Genomic DNA, 11549 nt, shown 5'->3' with positions numbered 1-11549 from the left:
AGGTGCCGGCGGGGCCGGCACGGCGCGTTTTATTGGCAGGCCTCGCAGGCTTCCGGGTTTTCCAGCGAGCAGGCGATGGCCTCTTCCGGGCTGAACACCTTTTCCGGCGCTGCGGTGGCGGTGTGGCTGACCGTGGTCTTGGCGATCTTGGTGGCCGGGCGCGAACGCAGGTAGTAGGTGGTCTTGATGCCCTGCTTCCAGGCGTACATGTACATGGAGGACATCGCGCCGATGTTCGGGCTTTCCATGAACAGGTTGAGCGAGGCGGACTGGTCGATGAAGGCGCCACGGTCAGCGGCCATGTCGATCAGCGAACGCATCGGCAGTTCCCACGCGGTGCGGTAGACGTGGCGCAGCGTTTCCGGAATCTGGGTGATGCCCTGGATCGAGCCTTCGGCCAGCTTGATGGCGTCGCGCATTTCCGGGGTCCAGTGGCCCAGCTTCTTCAGCTCGTTCACCAGGTAGCGGTTGACCTGCAGGAAGTCACCGGACAGGGTTTCGCGCTTGAACAGGTTGGACACCTGCGGTTCGACGCACTCGTAGCAGCCGGCAATCGAGGCGATGGTCGCGGTCGGGGCAATGGCGATCATCAGCGAGTTGCGCAGGCCGTGTTCCTTGATGCGCTCGCGCAGGGTATCCCAACGCTCGGCATCTTCAGGCACCACGTTCCAGGCATCGAACTGCAGCTCGCCGCTGGCCGCACGGGTGTCGGCGAAGGACGGGTGCTTGCCGCGTTCCTGGGCCAGTTCAACCGAGGTTTCCAGCGCGTGGAAGTAGATGGTCTCGGCGATCTTCTTCGACAGCGCGCGTGCTTCGGCGCCATCGAACGGCAGGCGCTTGCGGAAGAACACGTCCTGCAGGCCCATGCAGCCCAGGCCGACCGGACGCCAGCGCAGGTTGCCGCGGCGCGCCGATTCGATCGGGTAGAAGTTCAGGTCGATCACGCGGTCGAGCTGGCGCACGGCCAAGCGCACGGTGTCGGCCAGCTTGTCGAAATCGAACTCGCCGTTGCCGTCGAAGTGGTTGCCCAGGTTGATCGAACCCAGGTTGCACACTGCGGTCTCTTCAGCCGAGGTGACTTCCAGGATTTCGGTGCACAGGTTGGACAGGTGGATGACGTTGCCGGCGCGCAGGGTCTGGTTGCTGGCGCGGTTGCACTTGTCCTTGAAGGTCATCCAGCCGTTGCCGGTCTCGGCCAGCGTGCGCATCATCCGCGAGTACAGCTTGCGCGCGGAGATGGTGCGGTTGGCCTTGCCCTGTGCTTCGGCCTGCAGGTAGGCGGCCTCGAAGGCTTCGCCGAACAGGTCGGTGAACTCCGGCACGACGCGCGGATCGAACAGCGACCATTCCTGGTCGGCCTCGACGCGCTTCATGAACAGGTCCGGGATCCAGTTGGCCAGGTTCAGGTTGTGCGCACGGCGCGATTCGTCACCGGTGTTGTCACGCAGCTCGAGGAAATCCTCGATGTCGGCGTGCCAGGTTTCCAGGTAGACGCAGGCCGCGCCCTTGCGCTTGCCGCCCTGGTTCACCGCAGCCACGGACGAATCCATGGTCTTCAGCCACGGCACGATGCCGTTGGAGTGGCCGTTGGTGGACTTGATGAGCGAACCACGCGAACGCACGCGGGTGTAGCTGACGCCGATGCCGCCGGAGAACTTGGACAGCTGGGCGATGTCGCCGTACTTGGAGTAGATCGATTCCAGCGAATCCTGCGGCGAATCCAGCAGGAAGCACGAGGACAGCTGCTCGTGGGTGGTGCCGGAGTTGAACAGGGTCGGGCTGGACGGCAGGTAGTCCAGGTTGCCCATGCGCTTGTACAGCGCCAGGGCCTCGGCCACGTCCTCGCTCAGCGCGCTGGCGATGCGCAGGAAGAACTGCTGCGGGGTCTCGATCACCTTGCGGGTGTGCGGGTGGCGCAGCAGGTAGCGGTCGTACAGGGTACGCAGGCCGAAGTAATCGAAGTTCAGGTCCAGCGAGATGTCGATGGCATCGTTGAGCTTGCGTGCGTTGGTCTGCACGAAGTTCAGCAGGCGGTCGTTGATCAGGCCCACTTCGTGGCCACGGCCGACCGACTGCGAGAAGGCGTAGATTTCCTGGCCCGACACTTCCTTGGCGATGTAGTTGGCCAGCAGGCGCGCCGCAAGGCGGCCGTACTCTGGCTCTTCACCGATCAGCAGGGCGGCGGTGCGGATGGACAGTTCGTCCAGCTCGCGGGTGGTGGCGCCGTTGTACAGGCCGGAGATGGTGCGGGTGGCCACGCGCATCGGATCGACGGCGTGCAGGCCTTCGGAGGAACGCTGCACCGCGCGCACGATCTTGTTCAGATCCACCAGCTCGGTCGTGCCGTTGCGCTTGGTCACGCTCATCGCGTTGGCCGTCGGCGGCGACGTCAGCAGGAACTCGCTTTCCTTCTCGATGGTGGCGCTGGATTCGGTGGTCACGGCGTGTGTCCTCTTGGCGTGATTGGGGGTGCTGTATGCATCAGGGTTGCTCGACCCGGGACATGACAGCCCAGGGTGGCAGGACGGCGTCGCAGGAGATGAGACCCTGCGCCTTCCACTGCCGGTTGACGATCGCTGGCGGGTACTGCGGTAGTGCCCCGTTGCGGACCCCAAGACATGGGGTCGTTGCGACCGACGGCCACAAGATAGTGGGGGTGATGGGGGCCGTCAACGCCAAATGTAGTGAAATTTGGTAATCCCTTGCGGCGCAAGGATCATGCCATCGGCGCCGCGTCTGGACGCTTTGGACCTGCCGGAACGGGCTGCGCAGTCAAGCCCGGAAGGCGTCACATCGGCGGTACAACGTGCTGCGGAAACGGAACAATGACAGCTTCACATGACAGTGACGAAGCTGGCTAGGGACAACCCTGTGGATAGGTGGTGGGCAGCCGGTGGGAAAGCCGGTATGGCCGGATGGATGACCGTCGGCCAGTGACTTCCGGCCGGTGACGGCGCCTTGCGGGCGCGGGATGCTGGGGCCCTGCTCTGACCGGAAAGGACTCCACCATGCGCCTGCCCCTGACCCTGCTGGCCTGCCTGGCCGCCGCCCCGGCGTTGGCCGGCGACGGCACGACGCTGAGCGCCGACCAGTGCGGCATGCGCACCGACTACGACGTGCTGGTGGACAGTGGCGGCGTCTGGCTGCGGCACGGCCCGCAGGCGCCGCACGAGGTGGTGTTCCACGATGGCGTGCTGAGCCTGGACAACACGGTCGTGCCGGTCAGCGAGGCCGACGCCGCCCGCCTGCGGCAGATGGAGGCCGGGGCGCGGCAGCTGATGCCGGCGGCCACGGCGCTGGCGCATGAAGTGAGCGGGGTCACCTTCGATGCGCTGGATGCCGCCTTCGAGGCCATCACCGGCAAGCGCCGCAACCGCCAGATGCGTGCGATGCGGGGCGAGATGGAGGGCTGGATCGACGGCAGCCTGGGCCGCGGCTACTGGGAACAGGCCACCTTCGGCGAGGGTTTCGACGAACACATCGAGCAGATGGCCGAGAGCATGGCCAGCTCGATGACCCGCAGCGTGCTGTGGCAGGTGTTCACCGGCCGTGGCGAAGCCATGGAGCGCCGCGCCGACCGCCTGGATGCGGAAGTCGACCGCCGCATGGAGGCCCGCAGCCAGCAGCTGGAAGCCAAGGCGCAGGCGCTGTGCCCGCTGGTGGCCGCCGTGGCCGAGGCCCACGACGCGCTGGAGGTGCGCTACCAAGGGCAGCCGCTGCGGCTGATCGAGCGCAGCGACAGCCTGCAGGCGGCGGCCAGCGTGCGCGAACAGCCGCAGGACGATGCGGTGGCGCCGAGCCGATAGCCGCGCCGTGCTGTTGTAGAGCCGAGCCCGCGCTCGGCTGCCTTTCGGCACGTCATTCAGAAGCAGCCGAGCATAGGCTCGGCTCTACAGAATCGTTCATGCCCGATAGCCGGTAAGCCCGGCGTGGATGCCGGCCAGCGGCCGGCACTACCGGGGGCGCTGCGGGGTAGTGCCGGCCGCTGGCCGGCAGACAGCCCGGATACCAGAAGAATCTGGGCTCCTGGAGACGAGTGAACTACTTCTCGATCAGCCCCAGCGCTTCGCCCAGGCTTTTCACAAAGACTGCCTGCTCATCTGAATAGTCCATTGCGATGCTTCTGAACTGCGAGCACAACGATGATTGGGATTCCAAGTCCATCATTTGCAGTGTCGAAGCCAGTTGTTCGAGCCGCTGGATTGCAGCATCGGGATCCAATACATCATCCGCCGAAAACTCGAGAAATATGGCGAGGTCAACGAGGGCTCGCGCAACGTGCTTGTCGATTTCCTGGCTCATGAATCACCCTTACCGGAATACTTGAAGCAGCCGAGCATAGGCTCGGCTCTACAACCAGCGGATCCGGTCACGCCCGGTGCGGTGTGCCCAGGTACTCCGCGCTCTGCATTTCAATCAGGCGCGAGGCGGTGCGCTCGAACGCGCCCTGCAGGCGCTCGCCGGCATACAGCTCCACCGGCGAGGTGCTGGCGGTGCAGACCAGGTTGACGTGGCGGTCGTACAGTTCGTCGATCAGGTTCACGAAGCGGCGCGCGGCATCTTCGTTCAGGCGGTCGAAGGCAGGAATGCCGCCCAGCAGCACCGTGTTGAACTCGTGCGCGATCTCGATGTAATCCGACGGGCCGCGCGGGCCTTCGCAGAGGGCGGCGAAATCGAACCAGGCGATGCTCTTGCCGCGGCCCCGCACCGCAATCTTGCGGCCCTCGATCTCGATGTTGCCGGCCTTGGCCGGCTGCCCGCCGCTCAGTTCGCCCCAACGGCTGGCCAGCCAGCCATCGCTGTCGGCCGCCAGCGGCGCGCGGTACACCGGCGAGCGGGTCAGCGCGCGCATGCGGTAATCCTCGGTGCCCTCGGCGTACAGCTCCACGCAGTAGCGCTGCAGCAGGCCGATGGCCGGCATGAAGCTCTCGCGCTGCAGGCCGTTCAGATACAGGTTCTCCACCGCCGTATTGGAGGTGGTCACCAGGGTCACGCCCTCGGCGAAGAGGCGCTCGAGCAGGCGCGCCAGCAGCATCGCATCGCCGATGTCGGTGACGAAGAACTCGTCCAGCACCAGCACGCGCAGGTTGCTGCGCCATTCCTGGGCGATCTTCGCCAGCGGGTCGCTCTGCCCCTGGTGCTCGCGCAGGCGCTCGTGGACGCTGCGCATGAAGCGGTGGAAGTGCGTGCGGTACTTCTGCTTGATCGGCAGGCCGTCGTAGAACAGGTCCACCAGGAAGGTCTTGCCACGGCCGACGCCGCCCCAGAAGTACAGGCCCTTCACCGGCTCGGGCTTCTTCCAGAACGAGGACAGGCGGTCCAGCCAGCCGTCCTCGGCGCTGTCGACCAGGCCCAGGTGGATGCGGTCCAGTTCGGCCAGGGCCGCATGCTGGGCCGGATCGTCCTGCCAGTCGCCGCTGGCAACCCCGGCCGCGTACCGCTGCGACGGGGTCAACGCCTGCTCGCTCATGCCGCCGCGCCCAGCCAGTGCTTGACGCCGTGGGTGAGCGCGCCGCGCAGGTCGATCAGCTTGCGGTGGAAGAAGTGGCTGGTTTCGGGCATGCGCACCAGCTCATGCGGGGCATCCAGCGTTTCCAGCCACTGGTAGACGGCCTGCGGGTCGACGATCTCGTCCTGCTCGCCCTGGATGACCAGCCAGCGGGCCGGCGGCTGCACGCCGCTGAAATCCCAGCGGCCAGCCGGCGGCGCGATCGAGATCAGCGCTTCCGGCTGCAGTTCGCCCGCGGCCTTCAGCGAAACGAAGGAACCGAAGCTGAAACCGGCCAGCCACAGGCGGTCGTCCGGGCGCTGGCTGCGCACCCAGGCGGTGACGGCCTTCAGGTCGTCCTGTTCGCCCACGCCATGGTCGAAGCTGCCGGCCGAACCGCCCACGCTGCGGAAGTTGAAGCGCACCGTGGCGATGCCCTGCTCGCGCAGGGTGGTGGCGGCCATGGTGACCACCTTGTTGTGCAGGGTGCCGCCTTCGGTGGACAGCGGGTGGCAGACGATGGCCACGATCGGCTGCACCGGCACGTCGGCCTTGGGCAGGTCGACGACCACTTCCAGCGGGCCGGCCGGGCCGTCCAGTACGAGGCAGGCGGTTTCGCCGGGGGCGACGGGGAACGAGGGCTTGTGCATGGCACCATGATACCGTCCCCCGCCCCTGCCCTGTGCCCCGCCCCATGCTCTACCTGTCCCTGGCCGTGATCTGCAGTGTGCTGGTTTCGGTGTTGTTGAAGCTGGCCAACCGCCGCGCGCTGGACGTGCCGCAGATGGTGACCTGGAACTACCTGGTGGCCGCCACCCTCACTGCCGTGGTGCTGCAGCCGCCGCTGGAGGCGCTGCGCGCGCCGCATGCGCCATGGGTGTCGCTGCTGGCGCTGGCGGTGGTGCTGCCGTCGATCTTCCTGGTGCTGGGCCGCGCGGTGGCGGTGGCCGGCATCGTGCGCAGCGATGTGGCCCAGCGCCTGTCGCTGCTGCTGTCGCTGGCCGCAGCCTTCCTGTTCTTCGGCCAGACGGCCACGCCGTGGAAGCTGGCCGGGCTGGGCCTGGGCCTGCTGGCGATGGTGGCCATCAGCCTGCGCCCGCGTGGGCCGGCGGTGGCGGCCTCGCCCGGTGGCTGGGGCTGGCTGCTGGGCGTGTGGGGCGGCTTTGCCGTGGTGGACGTGCTGCTCAAGCAGGTGGCGCTGTCGGGCACGCCGTCGATGGCGGCGGTGCTGGCCAGCTTCAGCGTGGCCTTCGTGCTGATGCTGGCGCTGCAGCTGTGGCGGCATGCCAGCGGCCGCAGCCGGCTGGCCTGGCGCAACCTGGGCGCCGGCGCGCTGCTGGGCCTGCTCAACGGCGGCAACATCCTGTTCTATGTGCACGCGCACCAGTCGATGCCGGACAGCCCGGCCACCGTGTTCGCCGGCATGAACATCGGCGTGGTGGTGCTGGGCGCGCTGGTGGGCGTGTTCGCCTTCGGCGAGGCCACCACGAAGTGGAACCGCGCCGGGCTGGCGCTGGCGGTGCTGGCGATCGGGTTGATCGCCTGGGGGTGAAAGAAGGTCGCCGGGCATGGCCCGGCGCTACCCGTTCAACACGCCGGGCGTGCCCCGGCGAATCCTTACTTACCGAAACCCAGCAGCAGCGGGTCGTGGTCGGAGCTGCGCCACGGGCCCGGCACGTTGCGGCCCTGGTAACCGCTGGCGTCCTGTTCGTCGGCGTTGCTGTGCCATTCGGCGGCACCGCGCAGACGCTTGGCCATGCCCGGGCTCAGCAGCGCGTGGTCGAGGCGGCCGGTGTAGCCGTTGTAGACGTAGCTGTAGGGGTGCTCGACCTTGGCCACCTTGAAGGCGTCCTGCCAGCCGAGGTCATGCAGGGTGCGGATCGGATCTTCCTGGGCGTAGGCGTTGAAGTCGCCCAGCAGCACGATGTCCTTCACCTTCAGGCGCGCCGCCTCGGCGCCGACCCACTGGTTCAGCTGCCGCGCCGATTCCACGCGGGTGGCGTTCCAGCAGCCTTGGCCATCATTGCGGTCGGCATCCGCGCCGGCAGCATCGCGGCAGCCCTTGGACTTGAAGTGGTTGGCGACCACCATGAACGGCGCGCCGTTGCCCTGGAACGCCTGGGCCAGCGGCGCACGGCTGTGTTCGGCGAACGGGCCGTCCAGCTTGGTCAGCGGTGCGCCCAGCGGCTTGAACAGGCCCTTGCGGTAGATGATGCCCACCCGGATCGGATTGGTGCCCGGGCCTTCGCCCGCATCGACCATCGCCCACTGCTGGGCCGGTTCCAGCGTGGCGTTGAGCGCGGCCAGCAGTTCGGCGATGGCCGACTGCGGGCCGTAGCCGTCGTTTTCCAGTTCCATCAGCGCGGCGATGTGGGCATCCAGCGCGTTGATGGTGGCCACCAGCTTGGCCACCTGGGCCTTGTGCTCGTCCAGCGTGCGCGCACCGCGCAGGGTCGGGAAGCCGCCGCCCTGGCCGTCACCGTTGAAGAAGTTCTCCAGGTTGAACGCGGCGATGTGCAGGTCGCCGGCCACCTTGGGCACTGCCGGGCGCTGCAGGTCCGGCAGCGTCAGCGTGCCTTCTACCTGCAGGCTGGGGCGGCCCTGTGCGTCCACGCGCACGATGCCTTCCACGTTGCGCAGCTGCATGCCGGTGCGCAGCACCGGGTTGCCGGCCAGGTACGGCACGCTGCCCGGGTCGCGGGCATCGCTGCCGTCATCCAGCACCAGGCGGCGGCGCTGGTTGTCAGCCATCACCTGCTCGATGCCGGCCGTGCCCGGCGCGGCCACTTCGGTGGGCTGCCAGAGGCGGCCGTCGAAGGCCACGGTGAGCTGGCCGAAGCGTTCCAGGCCATCGGTGCCGGCCAGGGTGAGCGGGGCGGCGATGCGGACGTGCTGGCCGTCCAGCGCGCGCCAGTCGGCCGGGGCCGTGGTCAGCACGACCGGGGCCTTGCTGCGAGCGGTGGTGGCGGTCGGGGTCGGCGCGGCCTGCGGCTGGGCCTGGGCAAAGGCGGTGGCCGGCAGCAGCAGGGACAGGGCAAGGGCGAGGGAACGGCGGCGCATCGACGGGCGACTCCACGAAATGGGCGCACAGACTAACCCCGAAATGTGCAGGCCCGCTTGCAGCGCGGGGCACGATGGGCGATCAGGCCTCGGTAGGCAAAAGCACGGGTAGTGCCGGCCGCTGGCCGGCAACCGGCGGCGGGGGCGCGGAGGTAGAGTCGACTGTCAGTCGACTGCTCTTCGCTACGTCGCCGAAAAGCCCGCGCTGCGCGCGATAGTCGACTGACAGTCGACTCTACCCCCATTCCGCCGTTTGGCCGTTCCGGCGGTTACTTCAGGTTGCCCAGCATCCAGTCCACGGTGGCGTGGATCTGCTCCTCGGTGAGGGCCGGGTTGCCGCCCTTGGGCGGCATGATGCCGCCATCCGGGCCGGTGTAGCCCTCGATGGCGTGCTTGTAGAGGGTGTCCTTGCCCTGCGCCAGGCGCTGGTCCCAGTGCGCGTGGTCGAGCGTGGGCGCTTGGCCAACGCCAGTGGTGTGGCAGGCGGTGCACAGGTTGTCGAAGATGACCTTGCCGTCCTTGGTGCCGCCGTAGGCGACCTGCGACGCGGCCTTGGCCAGTGCGGCGGCCTTGGCGGCGGCCTGCGCAGCGGCGCCGGTACTGCCGGCATACACCGCGCCGGTGGGCGAGATGCGCTGCTCGGTGCGCTTGGCCGCCGTGGGCGATACCTCGGGCGGAATCCGGGTGTGGATGTACGCCGCCAGGAGGATGAGACCGAGGGTGATGGCCGCCAGCAGCGCGATCACCATGGAGAAGCGTTTCAGGAACTCCAGATCGTAATTCCGCACTCTTCGTTACCCCTGGCTGATAGTCGTTGGACCACGGCTGAGCGACTGCGTGATGGGCCGAGTATAGAACGCGCTTTGCGTGCGACAACAGGCGTCGATGCTGGTGCGGCGCAGCATGCCTGGGCGATGGGGTCAGATCCCTTTTGCGATGCAAAAGGGATCTGACCCCGACAACGGCGCAGCATGCGGCCATGGCCGCATGCGGGTAGCGCCGGGCCACGCCCGGCGAGCGCGAAGCGCGGCAACAGCCGCCGGGCATGGCCCGGCGCTACCGTTTTGCGGGGGCGCCGATCGCGCGCAGGCAGAAGCTGCAGATCGCATCCACCAGCGCGCCTTCGTCGCGGTGCACTTCGCGGCTGGGGGCGGTCGGGCCGACCATCGCTTCGGTGAAGGCACCGACCAGGCAGGCGGCGGTGGCATGCGCGTCCTGCGCAGGCAGCTCGCCAGCCGCCACGCCCTCTTCCACCAGGCGCAGGAACACATCGCCGAAGGCGCGGCGCCCGCGCATGCGCTCGGCCTCCACGTCCGGGTCCACCGGTTCGACGATGAAGGCGTGGGCCAGCCCCGGCCCGGCCAAGGCGCGGCGGACGAAGGCGGTGATGGCCAGGCGCAGGCGCTCGCTGGCCACTTCGGGGCCGCTGGCGATGCGCTCCATGATCTCCACCTCGTGGGCCACGGCGGCGTTGAGCACCTCCACGAACAGCTCGGCCTTGGACGGGAAGTGCCGGTAGATCAGCCCGGTGGACACCCCGGCCTGGGTCGCCACGGCGGTCACCGGGGCGTTGCGCCAGCCGCCGGCAGCCACCAGCTCGCGGGTCGCCAGCAGGATCCGTTCACGGGCCCCGGCCAGGCGTTCTTCCATCAATGCAGAGCGTTTGTAGGCCATATCCTGATTCTAGTTTCAATTTTTGAATTTGTGTTCACTTCTTTCCCGAACCCCGCTACGCTGGGGCCATCGCCCGTGCTGGCCGCTGCCTTCAACAGCCACCAGCCTCCCCCTGACGGGTGCGTCCATTCCCCCACCTTCCTCGTGGAGCCGCCGCAATGCACGTGCCATCCCTGAACTTCGATCTTGGCGAAGAGATCGACCTGCTGCGCCAGAGCGTGGCCCATTTTGCCGCCGCCGAGGTCGCTCCGCTGGCCGCCGAGGCCGATGCCACCAATCAGTTCCCGCTGGCCCTGTGGCCGAAGCTGGGCGAACAGGGCCTGCTGGGCCTCACCGTGGAAGAAGAATACGGCGGCACCGGCATGGGTTACCTGGCCCACGTGGTGGCGATGGAAGAAATCTCGCGCGCCTCCGGCGGCATCGGCCTGTCCTATGGCGCGCACTCCAACCTGTGCGTGAACCAGCTGCGCAAGAACGGCAACGAGGAACAGAAGCAGCGCTTCCTGCCCGGCCTGTGCAGCGGCGCGCTGGTCGGCGCGCTGGCGATGAGCGAGCCGGGCGCCGGTTCGGACGTGGTGTCGATGAAGCTGCGCGCGGACAAGCGCGGCGACCGCTACGTGCTCAACGGCAACAAGATGTGGATCACCAACGGCCCCGATGCCGACGTACTGGTGGTCTACGCCAAGACCGACATGGCAGCCGGCGCCAAGGGCATCACCGCCTTCCTGGTCGAGAAGGGCATGAAGGGCTTCACCACCGCGCAGAAGCTGGACAAGCTGGGCATGCGCTCCTCGCCCACCTGCGAGCTGGTGTTCCAGGACTGCGAAGTGCCGGAAGAAAACGTGCTGGGCCAGGTGGGCGGTGGCGTGCGCGTGCTGATGTCCGGCCTGGACTACGAGCGCGTGGTGCTGTCCGGTGGCCCGCTGGGCCTGATGGCCGCGGCCATGGACGTGGTGATGCCGTACGTGCACGAGCGCCACCAGTTTGGTGAAGCCATCGGCAGCTTCCAGCTGATCCAGGCCAAGATTGCCGACATGTACGTGGGCCTGGGCGCCTGCCGCGCCTATGTCTACGCCGTGGCGCGCGCCTGCGACCAGGGCCGCACCACCCGCCAGGACGCCGCCGGCGCCATCCTGTATGCCGCCGAGAAAGCCACCTGGCTGACCGGCCAGGCGATCCAGATCCTGGGCGGCAACGGCTACATCAACGAATACCCGACCGGCCGCCTGTGGCGCGACGCCAAGCTGTATGAAATCGGCGCCGGCACCTCGGAGATCCGCCGCATGCTGATCGGCCGCGAACTGTTCCAGCGCACCCTGTAAGGCCA

At 67.8% G+C, this 11549-nt stretch carries 10 protein-coding genes; 3 read left to right on the top strand and 7 right to left on the bottom strand.

Going from position 1 to position 11549, the window contains the following annotated elements; translation table 11 throughout:
* Positions 1-29: 29 nt before the first annotated feature.
* A complete protein-coding gene (locus C1926_RS04450) occupies positions 30-2441 on the bottom strand; it encodes a ribonucleoside-diphosphate reductase subunit alpha (protein ID WP_079224842.1) in 2412 nt (803 codons plus the stop codon).
* 567 nt (positions 2442-3008) lie between these two features.
* Between C1926_RS04450 and C1926_RS04445 the strand changes: the two genes are divergently transcribed.
* Positions 3009-3806 carry a DUF2884 family protein gene (locus tag C1926_RS04445; protein ID WP_108758353.1) on the top strand — a complete coding sequence of 266 codons (798 nt, stop codon included), beginning with the start codon at positions 3009-3011 and terminating at the stop codon, positions 3804-3806.
* Between the two features lie 235 nt (positions 3807-4041).
* On the opposite strand, the gene C1926_RS04440 is transcribed toward C1926_RS04445, so the two are convergent.
* The 3 genes from C1926_RS04440 to C1926_RS04430 form a co-directional block, all read right to left on the bottom strand.
* Positions 4042-4302 (bottom strand): hypothetical protein, encoded by a 261-nt coding sequence (locus C1926_RS04440; RefSeq protein WP_108758352.1) that lies wholly within the window; start codon positions 4300-4302, stop codon positions 4042-4044.
* Positions 4303-4369: 67 nt separating this feature from the next.
* The gene (zapE, locus tag C1926_RS04435) at positions 4370-5470 is read right to left on the bottom strand and encodes a cell division protein ZapE (RefSeq protein WP_079224839.1); all 1101 of its coding nucleotides are present in this window, start codon (positions 5468-5470) and stop codon (positions 4370-4372) included.
* Entirely contained in the window at positions 5467-6138 is a 672-nt protein-coding gene (locus C1926_RS04430; protein ID WP_108745721.1) for a CocE/NonD family hydrolase, read from the bottom strand. Before C1926_RS04430 ends, zapE begins: the two co-directional genes overlap by 4 nt.
* Positions 6139-6182: 44 nt before the next feature.
* On the opposite strand from C1926_RS04430, the gene C1926_RS04425 reads away from it, so the two are divergent.
* Positions 6183-7040 (top strand): hypothetical protein, encoded by an 858-nt coding sequence (locus C1926_RS04425; RefSeq protein WP_108745720.1) that lies wholly within the window; start codon positions 6183-6185, stop codon positions 7038-7040.
* A gap of 65 nt (positions 7041-7105) precedes the next feature.
* On the opposite strand, the gene C1926_RS04420 is transcribed toward C1926_RS04425, so the two are convergent.
* The 3 genes from C1926_RS04420 to C1926_RS04410 form a co-directional block, all read right to left on the bottom strand.
* Positions 7106-8548, bottom strand: coding sequence for an ExeM/NucH family extracellular endonuclease (locus C1926_RS04420; protein ID WP_108758351.1), 1443 nt, complete (start codon positions 8546-8548; stop codon positions 7106-7108).
* A gap of 269 nt (positions 8549-8817) precedes the next feature.
* Positions 8818-9336 carry a c-type cytochrome gene (locus C1926_RS04415; protein ID WP_079224832.1) on the bottom strand — a complete coding sequence of 173 codons (519 nt, stop codon included), beginning with the start codon at positions 9334-9336 and terminating at the stop codon, positions 8818-8820.
* Positions 9337-9604: 268 nt separating this feature from the next.
* Entirely contained in the window at positions 9605-10222 is a 618-nt protein-coding gene (locus C1926_RS04410) for a TetR/AcrR family transcriptional regulator (RefSeq protein ID WP_108758350.1), read from the bottom strand.
* Positions 10223-10380: 158 nt separating this feature from the next.
* Between C1926_RS04410 and C1926_RS04405 the strand changes: the two genes are divergently transcribed.
* On the top strand, positions 10381-11544 hold the full coding sequence (locus C1926_RS04405; RefSeq protein WP_079224828.1) for an isovaleryl-CoA dehydrogenase: 1164 nt from the start codon (positions 10381-10383) through the stop codon (positions 11542-11544).
* The last annotated feature ends 5 nt before the right edge of the window (positions 11545-11549 follow it).

Origin of the sequence: Stenotrophomonas sp. ZAC14A_NAIMI4_1 (assembly GCF_003086915.1) — a bacterium.
Lineage (GTDB): Bacteria > Pseudomonadota > Gammaproteobacteria > Xanthomonadales > Xanthomonadaceae > Stenotrophomonas.
The sequence above is the reverse complement of the archived record's forward strand: the minus strand, read 5'-3'. Positions and strand labels throughout refer to the sequence as shown.

Coding starts and splice junctions, on each gene's coding strand:
- C1926_RS04445 (WP_108758353.1), top strand. CDS start 3,009: ATGCGCCTGCCCCTGACCCTGCTGGCCTGCCTGGCCGCCGCCCCGGCG.
- C1926_RS04440 (WP_108758352.1), bottom strand. CDS start 4,302: ATGAGCCAGGAAATCGACAAGCACGTTGCGCGAGCCCTCGTTGACCTC.
- zapE (WP_079224839.1), bottom strand. CDS start 5,470: ATGAGCGAGCAGGCGTTGACCCCGTCGCAGCGGTACGCGGCCGGGGTT.
- C1926_RS04430 (WP_108745721.1), bottom strand. CDS start 6,138: ATGCACAAGCCCTCGTTCCCCGTCGCCCCCGGCGAAACCGCCTGCCTC.
- C1926_RS04425 (WP_108745720.1), top strand. CDS start 6,183: ATGCTCTACCTGTCCCTGGCCGTGATCTGCAGTGTGCTGGTTTCGGTG.
- C1926_RS04420 (WP_108758351.1), bottom strand. CDS start 8,548: ATGCGCCGCCGTTCCCTCGCCCTTGCCCTGTCCCTGCTGCTGCCGGCC.
- C1926_RS04410 (WP_108758350.1), bottom strand. CDS start 10,222: ATGGCCTACAAACGCTCTGCATTGATGGAAGAACGCCTGGCCGGGGCC.
- C1926_RS04405 (WP_079224828.1), top strand. CDS start 10,381: ATGCACGTGCCATCCCTGAACTTCGATCTTGGCGAAGAGATCGACCTG.